This window comes from Actinoplanes sp. NPDC023714 (assembly GCF_040639855.1).
GTDB lineage: Bacteria > Actinomycetota > Actinomycetes > Mycobacteriales > Micromonosporaceae > Actinoplanes.
The window spans coordinates 201,062-214,775 of the sequence record NZ_JBFAAR010000003.1; the positions used below are offsets into that span (position 1 = coordinate 201,062).

At 71.2% G+C, this 13,714-nt stretch carries 15 protein-coding genes; 7 read left to right on the forward strand and 8 right to left on the reverse strand.

Annotation, left to right across the window (positions count from 1 at the left end):
• Position 1: 1 nt before the first annotated feature.
• Entirely contained in the window at positions 2-793 is a 792-nt protein-coding gene (locus AB0G10_RS16240) for an endo alpha-1,4 polygalactosaminidase (protein WP_360921323.1), read from the reverse strand.
• A 96-nt stretch (positions 794-889) separates the two neighbouring features.
• Between AB0G10_RS16240 and AB0G10_RS16245 the strand changes: the two genes are divergently transcribed.
• Complete coding sequence (locus AB0G10_RS16245; RefSeq protein ID WP_360921326.1) at positions 890-1,099, forward strand: hypothetical protein; 210 nt, start codon at positions 890-892, stop codon at positions 1,097-1,099.
• 2 nt (positions 1,100-1,101) lie between these two features.
• Here AB0G10_RS16245 and AB0G10_RS16250 read toward each other — a convergent pair whose 3' ends face one another.
• From AB0G10_RS16250 to AB0G10_RS16260, 3 genes are all read right to left on the reverse strand, one after another.
• Entirely contained in the window at positions 1,102-1,281 is a 180-nt protein-coding gene (locus AB0G10_RS16250) for a hypothetical protein (RefSeq protein ID WP_360921329.1), read from the reverse strand.
• Between the two features lie 81 nt (positions 1,282-1,362).
• On the reverse strand, positions 1,363-2,199 hold the full coding sequence (locus AB0G10_RS16255; protein WP_360921332.1) for an NAD(P)H-binding protein: 837 nt from the start codon (positions 2,197-2,199) through the stop codon (positions 1,363-1,365).
• Entirely contained in the window at positions 2,196-3,077 is an 882-nt protein-coding gene (locus tag AB0G10_RS16260) for an NAD(P)H-binding protein (protein WP_360923031.1), read from the reverse strand. The genes AB0G10_RS16255 and AB0G10_RS16260 overlap by 4 nt, the downstream gene beginning before the upstream one ends.
• 202 nt (positions 3,078-3,279) lie before the next feature.
• Between AB0G10_RS16260 and AB0G10_RS16265 the strand changes: the two genes are divergently transcribed.
• From AB0G10_RS16265 to AB0G10_RS16275, 3 genes are all read left to right on the forward strand, one after another.
• Positions 3,280-3,453, forward strand: a complete 174-nt coding sequence (locus AB0G10_RS16265; RefSeq protein WP_360921335.1) for a hypothetical protein — start codon at positions 3,280-3,282, stop codon at positions 3,451-3,453.
• 56 nt (positions 3,454-3,509) lie between these two features.
• A complete protein-coding gene (locus AB0G10_RS16270) occupies positions 3,510-4,910 on the forward strand; it encodes an RICIN domain-containing protein (RefSeq protein ID WP_360921338.1) in 1,401 nt (466 codons plus the stop codon).
• A gap of 89 nt (positions 4,911-4,999) precedes the next feature.
• The gene (locus AB0G10_RS16275) at positions 5,000-5,665 is read left to right on the forward strand and encodes a carboxypeptidase regulatory-like domain-containing protein (protein ID WP_360921341.1); all 666 of its coding nucleotides are present in this window, start codon (positions 5,000-5,002) and stop codon (positions 5,663-5,665) included.
• 53 nt (positions 5,666-5,718) lie between these two features.
• Here the strand turns inward: AB0G10_RS16275 and AB0G10_RS16280 are convergent, their stop codons facing one another.
• Complete coding sequence (locus AB0G10_RS16280) at positions 5,719-6,222, reverse strand: GNAT family N-acetyltransferase (protein WP_360921344.1); 504 nt, start codon at positions 6,220-6,222, stop codon at positions 5,719-5,721.
• Between the two features lie 327 nt (positions 6,223-6,549).
• On the opposite strand from AB0G10_RS16280, the gene AB0G10_RS16285 reads away from it, so the two are divergent.
• On the forward strand, positions 6,550-7,764 hold the full coding sequence (locus tag AB0G10_RS16285; protein ID WP_360921347.1) for a calcium-binding protein: 1,215 nt from the start codon (positions 6,550-6,552) through the stop codon (positions 7,762-7,764).
• Between the two features lie 33 nt (positions 7,765-7,797).
• Here AB0G10_RS16285 and AB0G10_RS16290 read toward each other — a convergent pair whose 3' ends face one another.
• Together AB0G10_RS16290 and AB0G10_RS16295 are read right to left on the reverse strand one after the other, a co-directional pair.
• Positions 7,798-8,457 (reverse strand): Crp/Fnr family transcriptional regulator, encoded by a 660-nt coding sequence (locus AB0G10_RS16290; RefSeq protein ID WP_360921350.1) that lies wholly within the window; start codon positions 8,455-8,457, stop codon positions 7,798-7,800.
• On the reverse strand, positions 8,438-10,519 hold the full coding sequence (locus AB0G10_RS16295; RefSeq protein WP_360921353.1) for an adenylate/guanylate cyclase domain-containing protein: 2,082 nt from the start codon (positions 10,517-10,519) through the stop codon (positions 8,438-8,440). The genes AB0G10_RS16290 and AB0G10_RS16295 overlap by 20 nt, the downstream gene beginning before the upstream one ends.
• A 68-nt stretch (positions 10,520-10,587) precedes the next feature.
• Between AB0G10_RS16295 and AB0G10_RS16300 the strand changes: the two genes are divergently transcribed.
• The gene (locus AB0G10_RS16300; RefSeq protein ID WP_360921356.1) at positions 10,588-11,337 is read left to right on the forward strand and encodes a hypothetical protein; all 750 of its coding nucleotides are present in this window, start codon (positions 10,588-10,590) and stop codon (positions 11,335-11,337) included.
• Here AB0G10_RS16300 and AB0G10_RS16305 read toward each other — a convergent pair.
• The gene (locus AB0G10_RS16305; RefSeq protein ID WP_360921359.1) at positions 11,323-12,750 is read right to left on the reverse strand and encodes a hypothetical protein; all 1,428 of its coding nucleotides are present in this window, start codon (positions 12,748-12,750) and stop codon (positions 11,323-11,325) included. The genes AB0G10_RS16300 and AB0G10_RS16305 overlap by 15 nt on opposite strands.
• Positions 12,751-12,970: 220 nt before the next feature.
• Between AB0G10_RS16305 and AB0G10_RS16310 the strand changes: the two genes are divergently transcribed.
• Positions 12,971-13,714, forward strand: coding sequence for a hypothetical protein (locus AB0G10_RS16310; RefSeq protein ID WP_360921362.1), 744 nt, complete (start codon positions 12,971-12,973; stop codon positions 13,712-13,714).

Consider the following 13,714-nt stretch of genomic DNA (forward strand, 5'->3'; position numbering starts at 1 on the left):
TTCAGCAGGCGTCGCGGACATACGCCTCCGAGCCCGGCGCCGAGACGTCCCGGTCGCGCAGCACGATCGACAGCCTGCCGCGGTAGGCCCCGCACGCCTTCGTGAAGCCGGCTCGTGAGTATTCGACGACCAGCACGTGGTCGCCGTAGGCGGCGGTGTAGACGTCGCACTCGTCGAAGTCGGCGCACTCCTCGGTGACCGCGAAGTCGAAGCCGGCGCCGGCGTCGCTCAGTTCGGCGGCGTTCTTCTGCCCGGACGCGAGACCTCGGCTGTGGGCCCGGGCGTTGAGCGCGGTCGCATAGTCGGTCGCCTGCCGCTCGGTCAGCAGGCCGCCGGACCGGGTGTAGGAGTCGAGGTTGTCGGCCTCGATCGCCTGGAACCCGCCGGCCGCGCACCGATCGATCCACCCGCCGGTGACCGTGAGCAGCTCGGCCCGCTTGGCGTCGGTGGAGAAGTCGAGCAGCGCCTCGTCCCAGTCCTCGTCGATCACTAGATTCCCGCCGGCGTCGCGCAGCAGCAGCGCCGGATGGTTGGCCTGCCACCACGACTCGGTGCCGGGTTGTGCCTGGAAGGCGTTGACGTAACAGATGTTGTAAAGCCCTTTCGCCGGCTGCGCCTCCCGGTCACGGCTCACCACGGCGACGCCAGCGGGCGGTGGGTAGGCCCCTCCGAGCTGATAGTCGAAGCCCGCCCCGGCAGGCGGTGGTGACCAGGCGTCCGACGGCGGCCTCGGAGCAGCTTCGGGCCGCCGGTCACAGGCGGCGACGCCACCGGCCGCAAGGACTACGACCATGGCAGCCACACCGAGGCGAAAGTTGTCCAGCACGTCTACCCATGATCCCCGACCGGATTCCGGGTAAGGGAAGGGCCGGCGGTGAAGGGAGAGACCATGCCGGACGAGCGTCCCTGGTGGCACAACGGAACGGCGCTGTGGTCGATGACCCTGTCGTCGATGGCGGTCTTCGCCGCGCGCCTGCTCGGCGATCCGGACCACAGCTTCGGCGGTCCGGTGCTGCACTTCATCGTGCTCGGCGTCTCCGGCGTGCTTTTCGCGACGATGGTCGTGCTGCTGGTGTTGCGGCGCCGAGCCCGCCGCTGACGTCAGTGGTCGTCGCGGAGCCGCGACCAGGCGACGGCGCCGGTCATCAGGGCCAGTCCACCGGCGCCGATCAGATACCACGGGCGCCATGCGGCATCGGCGCGGAACGCCTCCACCAGGAGGTATCCGATGAACAGCGCCTCGGCCACGACGATCGCGACGAAGGCCTTTCTGCGGTCCATTCTTTCGTCGTACCCGGTCATCGCCGCGCATAAGCGGGGCCATGGCGGCCCTGGTGGCCGCCATGCCCCACGACGAACGATCTACCGGAAGTCGGCCGCGTGGTCGGTGGCCCACTGCGCGAATGTCCGCGCGGGCCGGCCGGTCAAGCGCGGGACGACATCGGCCCACTCCTGATTCGCCGGGGCCGGGTCACGCGCGGAATCCGCCCACATGGCGAAGATCCAGTCGACGAAGGTCGCCGGGTAGCCGTTGCCGATCCACTCGGCGCGGGCCTGTGCCGGATCGAGCTCGTCGAACCGCACCGTGGCGCCGATCGCCGTGCCGATCGCGTCGACCTGCGCGACGGTGGTGAGCGCCTCGGGGCCGGCGAAGGTGTAGGTGCGGCCGGCGTGGCCGTCCTCGACGAGCACCCTCGCGGCGACCGCGGCGATGTCCGCCTCGTGAGTGGGCTGGGTCACCGCGGCCCCGTACGGCCGGCGGACCACCCGGTCCTCCTTGATCGGCGTGGCCCAATCCAGCCAGTTCGCGGCGAACTCCCCGGGCCGCACGTGCGTCCATTCCAGACCGGAGTCCTCGACCGCCCGTTCGACCGCCAGGTACCCGTCCTCGCTGAAGTCGGAGTCGGCCAGCGCGCCGGACAACACGACGACGCGCCGGACGCCGGCCCGCTTCGCGGCAGCGACGACGTCACGTGCCGTCCGTCCGACCGAGAACAGGTACATCCGCTCGACGCCGTGCAACGACGGTTCCAGGGACGGCGGGTCGGTCAGATCGCCGCCGACGACCTCCACCCCGTCCGGAAGATTCGCCGCCGACGGTGTCCGCGTCAGTGCGCGGACCCGGTGTCCGGTCGTCACCAGTTCGGCGACGACGTGCCGGCCGACCATGCCGGTGGCGCCCGTGACCAGGATCGTCATCGTGGCGCCTCCGGCCGGAAGTCGGCGGCGTGGTCGCGGGCCCACTGGGCGAACGTGCGCGGTGGTCGCCCGGTCACCCGCCGATAGGTGTCCGTCGGCGGCAACGCACCGGTCCCGTCGACCGCGTCGGCGAGCAGCGCGATCATCCAGTCGGCGGTCTCCTCGTCGACGCCGTCGCGCAGCCACCGCCCGCGCGCCTCGGCCGGATCGAGTTCCTCGAACCGCACCGGCACGCCGATGGCGGCGCCGATCGCGGCGGCCTGCTCCGCCTGCGACACCTTCGCCGGGCCGGTGACGGTGTACGCGTCACCGGTATGGTCGTCGGTGAGCAGGGCGGCGACCGCCACATCGGCGACGTCGGCCTCGTGGACGACCGGGTAGCCGGCGGCCGCGTATGGCCCGCGCACCACCCGTCCGGTCCGGATCTGGTCGGCCCACTGTAAAGCGTTGGCGGCCAGCAGGCCCGGCCGCACGTGGGTCCATTCCGCGCCGGAGGCCTCCACCAGCAGTTCCAGCGCGCGGTGTGCCTCCCTCTCCTGGGTCAGGTGCCGCCCGAGGGCGCCGTCGCCTCCGGTTCCGGGTGCGAATCCGGCCGCGGCCGCGGAGTGCACGACGAATCGGGTCACACCGGCCTCGACCGCCTGTGTGACGAACCCGTCGTCGGTCGCGGCGTACGCGAAGGGGAACAGGTACACCGACTCGACGGCGTCCAGCGCCGCCGGCCAGGTGCCGGGTTGTTCGAAGTCTGCCCGGATCACCTCGACGCTGTCCGGCAGCAGCCCTGGCTGCGGCCGGCGGGTCATCGCCCGCACCGGTCGCCCGGCCCGGACCAGCCGGGCCACCACCTGGCGACCCACATTCCCGGTCGCTCCGGTCACTAGGATTGTCACGTTGCTCCTTCTCGAATACCTGGAATGGGGCAATAGACCGCCGTCGCGAATCCACGGCCAAATGGCGCGGCGGCGGTCACCACGCAGGCTAGGGGGAAATTCCGAGAGCCGCACATCGTACATATGTGCTATTTGAGTTCGTCGCCGTCAGGCCGGGTCGTACGCAGCGAAGACCGGGCATAGTCGGGTCATGGCGATCTGCAACCTCTGCCCGCCCGGCCGGCGCGAACACCCGGACGCCGCGATGGCCGACCATTTGCGGACGGCGCATCCGGAGGTCGGCGAGGATGGCACCCGCAAGGCCGACGACAGCACCATCGTGACCGACGCGTCGCTCGAGTCGGCGCCGGAGCCGACCACGTAGACAACGGCGGAGTTTACGTTAACATCTAGTTTCATCGATGTTAGCGGAGGTGGGCGATGAGAGCGCTGGCAACCTTGCTTCTCCTGGTCACGGCGCTGATCCTGCCCGCCTCCCCGGCGCGGGCGGCCCCCGTCACGATCACCAACGGTGTGCCGTTCAGCGACACGTCCGGCAACGTTCTCCACGCTCATGGCGGCGGCGTGCTCAAGGTCGGCGCCTACTACTACTGGTTCGGCGAGAATCGCAACGCCGATGACACGTTCCGCGCGGTCTCCGCCTACCGATCAACCGATTTGCGTACGTGGGAGTTCCGCGGCGACGTGCTCACCCCGGCGGCGGCCGGTGAGCTGCGGGGGGCGAACATCGAGCGCCCCAAGGTGATCTACAACGCGGCGACCGGCCGCTATGTGATGTGGATGCACAAGGAGAACGGCTCGGACTACAGCGAAGCCAGGGCCGCGGTCGCCTCGTCCGCCACTGTCGACGGTTCTTACACGTACCATGGCAGTTTCAGGCCTTTGAATCACATGTCCCGGGATATAACGCTGTTCAATGACAACGGGACCGCGTACATGATCTCCGCGGCGGATGAGAACTACGACCTGCACATCTATCGGCTCACCCCCGATTTCCTCGGTGTGGCGTCGCTGGTCGGCAACTTCTGGAACGACGCGCATCGGGAGGCGCCGGCGCTGTTCAAGCGCGGCAGCACCTATTTCATGCTCACCTCGGGTGCCACAGGCTGGAGCCCGAATCAGGCGAAATACGCGACCGCCTCCAGCATCTCCGGGCCGTGGACCGGATGGGCGAATGTGGGTGACGGCACCACATTCCGATCACAGCCCACCTTTGTGCTGCAGGTCGGCAACAGTTTCCTCTACCTGGGCGATCGATGGGCCGGCGCGTGGGGAGGGCAGGTCAACGACTCCTCGTACGTGTGGCTGCCCATCTCCTTCCCGTCCGCCACGAGCATGACCCTCACCTGGTATCCGACCATCACGATCGACACCGCGGCGGGCACGGTGACCGGTAATCCGGCCACCTACTATCGCATCACGAATCGCAACAGTGGCCGCGTCGCCGACGTCGTGAGCAACTCGGTGGCCGACAACGCCGAGGTGAAACAGTACGGATGGAACGGCGGCAACAATCAGCGCTGGGAATTCCGCGACGTCGGCGGCGGATACGCCACCATCGTGAACCGCAACAGCGGCAAATGCCTGGACGTGTCGTCGGGTTCGTCGGCGGACGGCGCGAACATCATCCAGTGGACGTGCGGCGCCGGCGCGAATCAGCAGTGGCAGTGGCAGGCCTACGGATCCTATTTCCGCCTGGTGGCCCGGCACAGCGGCAAATGCCTCGACGTGGTCGGCGGCAACACCGCGGACGGCGCCGACATCCAGCAGTACACCTGCGGCGCCGGCACGAACCAGCAGTGGTCCCGGGCGGTCGCCTAGCCGCCCTCCGGAGCGGGAGAAGATTTCACTTTACATCGTTGATCTTGGTTGTTTGATTCCTGTGTCCAACGGGGAACGCAGGAGGCTTCATGACGTTCGTACGCGGCCGGCGAGTGCTCACGATCGCGGTGGCGATGGTGCTCGCAGGTTTCACCCTGATCGCCGGCGCGGCGCCCGCGCAGGCCCGGCCGGCCGTGCCGGCCCAGCCGGCGATCACCTTCCCGAACGGGTCGCAGGCCACCGCCGGCGGCACGATCACCGTCACGTTCGACGCCGGTGGGGATCGCCGGGTCACCGGTTTCCGCTACAGCCTCGGCACGGCCACGCTGGACGCCGCGGTGGCGGCCGGCGTGCGCGGCGGCACGGCCACCGTCGACCTCGCGGTCGGCGACATCACCGGTGACCGTCAGCTGTTCGCGGCCGCGGTCGACCGCTTCGGCCGGGTCGGGCCGCTCAACCTGGCCGCCGTCAGCGTCACGCCGGCCGCCGGCGGACAGCTCACCGGCACCGTGCTGAACGGATACACCTGGCAGCCGATCGCCGGCGCCACCGTCACCCTGGCGCCGGGCGGGCTCCAGGTCACCACCGGCGACAACGGCGCCTTCACCGTCGGCGGTGTCGCGGCGGGCACCTACGCGGTGACCGCCGCGGTGGGCGGTGACTGCCCGGCCACGTCCACGCAGACGCTGGACATCGACGGGCAGGGCCTGTACTTCGAGTTCTACCTGTTCCCGGAGTGCGCGCCGGAGCAGTGACGACGAGCGGCCGGTCGCGCGCCGGACCCGAGGGAGAGCGCGCGACCGGTTCGCTAGCGGGCCGGCAGGTAGTAGTTCACCAGCGGCAGCCCGGTGAACCCGACGGATTCGTAGAGGGCGCGCGCGGGCGCGTGCCCGGGATCGCCGCCGGTGCCCACGTTGATGAGCGCGAGGCCCTGGTCGGAGAGCCGCTGGACGGCGAACTCCATCAGGGCCCGGCCGTAGCCGTGACGCTGGTGGTCCGGGTGCACGGCGATCATCTCGATGATGCCGAGCGACTCCTCCTTCTCCTGGCGGAGAACAGCGAAGCCGGCCACAGCACCATCGGCCGTGACCAGGACGAACGATTCCGTGCCCTCGGCGAGGCAGTACTTGCGGACGCTGGCGGCCTGGGACGCCCGCCAGTCCGGGCGATACATCAGGTCGAAGATCGCCGATCCGAGGATGTTCTCGAACGAGACGAAGACCGGCTCCCACGCGAGGAGGGACAGGTCGACGACGGCGTCCAGGTCGGCCGGTGTGAGCGGCCGGATCTGGTGCGACTTCTGCGGGGACATGCGCATGCTCCGTTTCCATGACGACGAAGCCGATACGTGACACGTATGGGCCTGGGACGCGGGAAGCGGCGGAGCAACGTACCGAAAAGGATGCTCGCCGCTCAGGAGCGGCGGGTCCGCCCGGCGGCGGCGCAGAAGCAGATGAATGTCATGCGGCGCAGCCTAGCGCACCGTCTAGCGGCTCGCCGACATTAAAAGCGGGCAATAGTACGAGTCCAAGCCCGTATTTCTTCCTCCCGCCGCAGGTGGCCGGCTTGCGACGGTGTTGGAGTGCCCGGGCGGCCCATCGACGGGACGCCGGCACACCTACAAGGGGGGAAGTACGTCATGAGAAAGCGCCACGCCGGACGGTTCGCCGTCCTTGCGGTGCTCGGGGCCGTGCCGACGCTGGCCCTGACCGCTCCGGCCTACGCCGCCACCGGGGTGACCCGGGCCGGGGCCCAGATCACGGCCAACGCGGCGAACAACCGGGCCAACAACATCACGATCACCCGGGTCGGAGCGTTCTTCCAGTTCCGCGACCTCGGTGACACGATGACCGCCGGTCCGGGCTGCTTCCAGTTCGGGGCGAACGCGGTGCGCTGCGCGGCCGCCGGCGTGACCCGGCTCGCCGTCAACGCTGGGAACCGGGACGACCGGGTCACCAACACCACGACCACGACCGGTGTGTTCAACGGCGGCGCCGGCATCGACCGGCTGGTCGGCGGCCCACGCAACGACATCCTGCGCGGTGGCCTCGGCAACGACTCGCTGATCGGCAACGGCGGCAACGACCGGTCGGTCGCCGAGCCGGGCCGTGACGGCCGGGACACGTTCAACGGCGGGGCGGGCCGGGACACCGCCGACTACGGGCTGCGGACCATCGCCGTGAACGTCACCCTCAACGGGGTGGCGAACGACGGGTCGGCGCCGGAGTTCGACAACAACCTGACCAACGTCGAGAACGCGATCGGCGGCCGGGGCAACGACCGGCTCACCGGCAACGCCGCGAGCAACGTGCTCGAGGGCCAGGCCGGCACCGACACGATGTCCGGGCTGGCCGGCAACGACCGGCTGATCGGCGGGTTCGGCACCGACACCCTGTTCGGCGGCGCGGGCGCGGACACCGCGGTGGCGCTGGCGCTGCGGGACGGCCGGGACACGTTCAACGGCGGTGCGGGCACCGACACCACCGACTACTCGGCCCGCGGCATCGCCGTGAACGTCACGCTCAACGGGGTGGCGAACGACGGGTCGGCGCCGGAGTTCGACAACAACCAGGCCAACGTCGAGAACGCCATCGGCGGGCGGGCCGGGGACCGGCTCACCGGCAACGCCGCGGCGAACCGGCTCGACGGCCGGGCCGGCAACGACGTCCTGTTCGGTGCCGGCGGCCGGGACACCCTGATCGGCGGACTCGGCAACGACCAGTTCTTCGGCCAGGCCGGCGCCGACCTGCTGCAGGCCGTGGACCGGCAGCGCGACCCGGTGGTCAACGGCGGTGCGGGCAGCGACGACTGCAACACCGACGCGGTGGACACCCGGATCAGCTGCGAGCGGTGACCGTTTCCAGCAGGGGCGCTGCGCGTCCGGGTCTCATCGGGCCCGGGCGCGCAGCTCGTCGACGTCCAGGACCGCCACCGACCGGCGACTGGTCTCGATCACGCCGTGCCGGCGCAGCGTACGCAAGGCCTTTGTCACCGACTCGCGGGAAGAGCCCGTCCAGGCGGCCAATTCCTCCTGGGTGAGCGGCAGCGTGATCCGCACCCCGCGCTCGGCGGTCTGCCCGAACCGGTCGGCGAGCTCGGCCAGGCGCAACGCGACCCGGCCGAGCGAGTCGTAGGTGCCGAACTCGATGCGCTTACGGTCGGCGTCGCGCAGCCGGGCGACGATCAACTGCAGGATGCAGACCGCCGCGTCCGGGTGGGTGGTCAGGAAGTCCCGGAAGTCGCGGACCGGCACGACGACCGTCTCCAGCGGTTCCAGCGCCGCCACCGACGCGCAGCGGGGAGCGCCGTCGAGGGCGGACATCTCGCCGACCACGGCGCCCGGCCCGCGGATCGCCAGCAGCACCTCGCCGCCCTGGTCGGTCAGCGAGAACACCTTGGCCCGGCCGCTGATCACCAGGACCACGGTGGTGGACCGGTCGCCCTCGCCGAACAGGGTGGCCCCGCACGGCCAGCGCCGCAGCCGGCCGAGGGCGAGCAGCGCCGCCCGGTCGTCAGCGGTCAACTGATCAAGGAACTCGCGTGCCATGCGTCTCCACTTCCAGTTCGTGCAGCACGTACGCGGCCACCGGCGACGTGCGGCCCTTCACCCGCAGGTCACCGAGCGGTTCGACGAGGGCGCCGGCGCCGAGCCGGTCCCGGGTGGCCGCGCCGATCACCACCTGCCCGGGCTGGGCCGACGTCTCGAGCCGGGCCGCCACGTTAACGGCGTCGCCCATCGCGTTGAAGTTGCGCAGCGCCTCGCCGCCGATGTTGCCGACCAGCGCCTCACCGGTGTTGATGCCGACCCGGAACCGGGGCCAGCCCGGGCAGCCCGCGGCGATCCGGTCCACCTGGGCCTGCAGGGTCAGCGCCGCCCGGGCCGCCCGCACGGCGTGGTCGGGTTGCCGGGCCGGGGCGTTGAAGAGCGCCATCAGGGCGTCGCCGACGAACTGCACGACAGTGCCGTTCTCGGCCAGCACCGCCCGGGTCGCCACGTCGAAGTACCGGTTGAGCATCTCGACGATCTGCTCGGGCGTGGAGCGTTCGGAGAACGTGGTGAAGCCGCGCAGGTCGGCGAAGAGCGCCGTCACCTCGACGACGGCGCCGCCGAGCGCGGCCTGGCTCGGGTCGGCGACCAGCGCGGTCGCGACGTCGGGGGACATGTACTGGCGGAACAGCACGTCGAGCCGGCGGTAGAGGCGGGCGTTCTCCAGCGCGATCGCGAGCTGGCTGGCCAGCGACCGCAGCAGCGCGGTGTCGCGGTCGCTCACCGGTCCCCTTTCCGGAGCTGCGGCGAGCACCCCGGCGGGATGGCCTTTAACCGCCATGGGTACGAACAGAGCACCGTGCGGGCCGGTCACCGGCGTACCGGTGTGCAGGGCCCGCTCGGCCGGCTCGGTGCGGCCGGCGAGCACGCCGCTGGCCAGCGACGGCGGGAACACGAGCCGGCCCTGTTCGACGACGCCGACGCAGATCGTCCAGCGCTCGAAGGCCCGGGCCATGTGCGCGACCGCGCCGCTGAGCAGCTGCGCGTCGGTCAGCATGACCCGCGCGTCGTGGCCGATCGCGACCAGCGCCCCCAGCTTGCGGATCTGGTCGCGTTCGTCGGCGACCGCCCCGGCCGCGCGGCTCAGCACCGCGGCCTGCCCGTCGGTCAGCTCGAACCGCTCGGCCACCAGGGTCATGGTGGTGGCCATCTCGTGCTCGGTCTGCCGGCGGTCCAGCGCGCCGACGAGGGCTTCCAGGGCCTCGCCGTACTCGGCGCGCAACTGCCGCACCGTGTCCTCGGTGCCGACCGAGGCGAACAGCCCGGCCGCCGCGCCCTCGTTGCGGTACTGCACCCAGGCGCTGTACGCGACGTAGCCGAACCCGGCCGCCATCAGCAGATGCCACTCCCACCAGGACAGATGCCAGCTGCGGCCGGCCGCCATCGCCACGGCCGCCTCGGCCAGCAGCGTGTACGCCGTCACGACCGACAGCAGCATGACCGTGCGCCGGCGCCGGTAGAGCACGTAGTAGCGGCCCGCCGCGAGCCCGAACAGGATCACTCCGGCCGTGGCCAGTGCCACCGCCGGCCCGGCCTCGTCGGCGGGCGGCACCGCGTTGAGCGGCGGCACGCCGAGCAGCGACGCGAGTGCCCACGCCGCGATGAGCAGCAGCAGCCCGGTCCGCAGCGGTCCGGCCCAGCGCAGCAGCACTGCGGTGCTCTTCGGGGACAGGTCCACGGCGGAGGCGGCGGCGAACACGGCGGCGAGCGTGAGACCGGCCGGTGAGGCGTACGTGAAACCGGCATTGCGCCCCGCGACCAGCATGTGCGGCGTCGCCACGGCGTGCAGCCCGAGGAACGCGGCCGCGATCAGGAACGAGAACGCGATCAGCAGCAGCCGCGCGTCGGCCCGCCGCTGCGCCGCCTTGTTGATCACGATGGCCAGACCGAGACTGATCACCGAGACGGCGAGGACCAGCCAGAAGTGCGACGGCCCGTGCTGCCAGCGGTGATCCCACTGCGGCCGGGCGGCCAGCAACCAGAGCCCGGCCAGCGGGGCCGCCAGGTGCGCGACCCACACGACGACGCGGGCCAGCCCGCCGCGACCCACCACCGGATCCACCTGTCGAGCCTATGGCCGGACGCCTGACCTGCGGCTGTCGGATATGTGCGGTGGCCTACGCTGCGCTGGTGTCTGTCCGGGTCCGATGCGCGATGTACCTGGGCCTGGTGCGGGCGGTGCCACTCTCGGCGCCGTGCCGGGCCACCCCGGACGTCTCCCGTCTGATGGCGCTCGGACCGGTGGCGCTGGACGAGGCGGCGCAGCGCCTGGCCGTGCGGGATTCGGTGGAGCGGCTGCTGTGGTTCGCGGGCGGGGAGAGCGTTTTCGACGGCTGGTCGCCGTACTACGTGCAGTCGCGGGTCGCCCGGGTAGCGGCGGCCATGGGCGGGGACCTCACCGACGCGCCGCGAAGCTGGGGGATGGCCGGTCGCCTGCTGGACGAGGTGTGGCAGAACGCGGACTTCGTCCTCGCCCGGACGGGGACGACACCCGGCGGCATCCCGTCGACGCTCGCGGAGGTCGAGTTGCACTGGCAGGCGGCCGACATGCGGGGCCTGGACGGGGGAGGAGACGTCGAGGCCGCACTCGAGGAGCGGCTGGCGGTTCTGCGCGACGGGCGGCGGCAGGTCCTGCGTACGCAAATGATCGGCATGGATCGGCATGGTCAGAGAACTGTCGCTGGTGAAGCAGGCCAGGCGCCCGTGCGGGACCTGGCCTGGACGCACGATGACCCGTGGTCGAAACGGGGACGGGGCGGAAGGTCGGTGAGCCGCCCGCTCTGCCGGGCCGAAGCCTCCTCCGGCTCTCTGAGCTATCGCCGTGCCGGCCCAGCCTTTCCGATCACCGGGAGAAGAGCAACGGATTTATCGCTGCCCTGAGAACACCCCGATCTGGCGCAGGACCCCGGCCAGCGTCGGCGACGACACCGTCACCCCATGGACCAGGTCGCGGGCCGGCGCCGGCAGCTCCGTGAAATCCTGCCGGTACGGCTGCGTCCAGCCATTCGCCTCCGGATCCACCCCGTGCCGCAGGCAGGCCCGGCGCACCATTTCCGCGCTGCAGGTGTCGTCACCGAGCACGACGTCCCACGGCACCGGAAGGTCCGCCCACACCAGCACGTCGGTTTGCTGGTCGTTGCCGTCCCGCCGGTGCCAGGCCGCCACGTCCGCGGCCACCAGCGCCGGAACCTTGCCCGGGCAGCTCGCCTCGACGACGTCGTCGTAGCCGAGACCGCGCGTCAGGTTCAGCCAGCCGGTGCGGGCCTGGTTGAACGCCCGGCTCGCGCTGTTCCACGTCGAGGAGTCGTCGCCGGCCCGCACGACCATGTGGGCAGGGTCGCGGCGCACATCGTAGGCGCGCCGCAGGGACCGCGCCGACGCGGCGAGCTGCTCGTAGTACAGGCCCATGAGCCGGCCGCACTGCTCGTCGTCGAGGCGGTCCAGCACCGACCACCGGGTCAGCACCGTGGCCAGCACCCACGGCCGGCACGTCGGGGCGGCCAGCGCCGCCGCCAGCAGCTGCTCGCCGAGGGTGTCCATCGGCCGCGCCTGACGGCCGGACGTGAACACGGTCCGCATGTTCAGCCGTGCCACGTAGTAGGCGGTGAACGCCGCCGTAACCGGGCACGCCGTGAACTCCTCCTCGGTGACCAGGTACGCGAGCCGCGCCTTGCCGAACGCCACCGACGCCTCCCGGTCGCGTTCGGCGGCCAGCACCTCGGTGCGCTGCTGCAGGTGCAGCACGGCGCGCACGGCCCGCCGGTACGCGCGCACCGGCACCCCGGGCAGCAGCGCCCGGCGGGCGGCCGCGTCCATCCGGTCCCGGGCGTCGGCGTGCCCACCCCGGCCGCCCCGCGCCCCGGACGGTTTCCGCAGCTGAAGATGGGTGCCGCCGTTCCACGACGGGGTCGGCACCGGGCGGCGCGGAATGGTCCGGCGGGCCGGCCACGGCTCTTCGTCGGGGAGCCGGAGCATCGTCAGGGCCGCGCCGAGCCACCGGCGCAGCGACGCCGGGTCGGCCGGGTCCACCTCCGGTCCCGCCATGGGCGTGATCGCGTCGACCGCGCTGCGGGCCGCCTCGTAGGCCCGGGCCAGCCCGGGATGGTGCCGCCACGTCGCCGGCATCGACGACCCGGCCGGCGTCCGCTGGTAGCGCGCCATCGCGTACAGATCCCGGGTCCCCGCCGCGCTGAGCCAGTGCTTCGCGCCGAGCTCCACGATGTCCTGCGCCACGTCCTGAGGCGTTCGCCGTTCCCGGATCCCGCGATGCAACCGCTGCAGAACGTCTGCCATGTTTCAGCCCCGTCGTCACCACGGCCCGGTGAGCGTTCCGGGCGCCGATCACGCGACCAGCCGCACAGTATCGGCCCGCGAGCCCTGGACGGTCCAACCCTTTTCAGCCGGCACGGGCCAGGAACAGCGCTCGCTCGTGCCCGTTGCGGGTGGACTTTGGCGCCCCACGTCTACACTGACGGGCCCGGGAGTTCGCCGACAATGGACGGAGAACGCGCACGTGGTTGTGGCCCGATTGGTGAAGCGGATCCTGCCGCACGATCAAGACGCGGATGACCTGGAACAGTTCGGTGTGCCGCCGCTGCAGGCCCGGTGGCTGGCCCGGACGGTACGCCGGGACGTCACGAACACCGTCTGCTGGCTGCTGCCCGGAGTGGAGCGGACCACCGGAGCCACCTGGCTGTTCGCCTTCGAGAACCTGATGGCGATGCACGTCCTGCACACGGTCCGCAACCTGGAGCCCAGGCTCCCGGAACCACTGCTGTCTTCAGCGACCTTCGCCGTCGGGGTGATGTTTCCGATCAGCCAGGAACTGCGTCGCCGCCATGACGCCGCACTGCCGGAGACACCGCTGTCGTCCTGCCCGCCGACGGGAACCCTCCCGGACGTTCCGGAGCCACTGCGCAGGCTCCGGGAGCACTATGCCACGGCGTCGGAGGAGGCCCTTTCCGCGTACGGGACCTCGGCCTCACGGATGCGGCAGAGGCAGATCCGCGTCGATACCGTCACCGAGCGGGTGGGTCGCATGGACGATTTCCCCTGGGGAGCCTGGACGACCTTCGCCGCGGTGGCCGCCGTGCAGCATCACGGCGACATCCTTCCGGTTCCCGGGCGCACGGCGTCCGAGAAGAAGGGCGCCGAACGCGACAGGGCGAAAGCGGCCGGCCTGGCCTTCACGCTCGCCCGGGCGATCACCATCGACACCGCCATCGGCCTGATAGCCCGGGCCGGCGTCGAATACTGA

Excerpts from the sequence above, each read along its gene's own strand:
- AB0G10_RS16245 (WP_360921326.1), top strand. The coding sequence starts at position 890 with ATGCCGGACGAGCGTCCCTGGTGGCACAACGGAACGGCGCTGTGGTCG.
- AB0G10_RS16290 (WP_360921350.1), bottom strand. The coding sequence starts at position 8,457 with ATGGCACGCGAGTTCCTTGATCAGTTGACCGCTGACGACCGGGCGGCG.
- AB0G10_RS16280 (WP_360921344.1), bottom strand. The coding sequence starts at position 6,222 with ATGTCCCCGCAGAAGTCGCACCAGATCCGGCCGCTCACACCGGCCGAC.
- AB0G10_RS16255 (WP_360921332.1), bottom strand. The coding sequence starts at position 2,199 with ATGACGATCCTGGTCACGGGCGCCACCGGCATGGTCGGCCGGCACGTC.
- AB0G10_RS16240 (WP_360921323.1), bottom strand. The coding sequence starts at position 793 with ATGGTCGTAGTCCTTGCGGCCGGTGGCGTCGCCGCCTGTGACCGGCGG.
- AB0G10_RS16270 (WP_360921338.1), top strand. The coding sequence starts at position 3,510 with ATGAGAGCGCTGGCAACCTTGCTTCTCCTGGTCACGGCGCTGATCCTG.
- AB0G10_RS16285 (WP_360921347.1), top strand. The coding sequence starts at position 6,550 with ATGAGAAAGCGCCACGCCGGACGGTTCGCCGTCCTTGCGGTGCTCGGG.
- AB0G10_RS16265 (WP_360921335.1), top strand. The coding sequence starts at position 3,280 with ATGGCGATCTGCAACCTCTGCCCGCCCGGCCGGCGCGAACACCCGGAC.
- AB0G10_RS16305 (WP_360921359.1), bottom strand. The coding sequence starts at position 12,750 with ATGGCAGACGTTCTGCAGCGGTTGCATCGCGGGATCCGGGAACGGCGA.
- AB0G10_RS16275 (WP_360921341.1), top strand. The coding sequence starts at position 5,000 with ATGACGTTCGTACGCGGCCGGCGAGTGCTCACGATCGCGGTGGCGATG.
- AB0G10_RS16250 (WP_360921329.1), bottom strand. The coding sequence starts at position 1,281 with ATGGACCGCAGAAAGGCCTTCGTCGCGATCGTCGTGGCCGAGGCGCTG.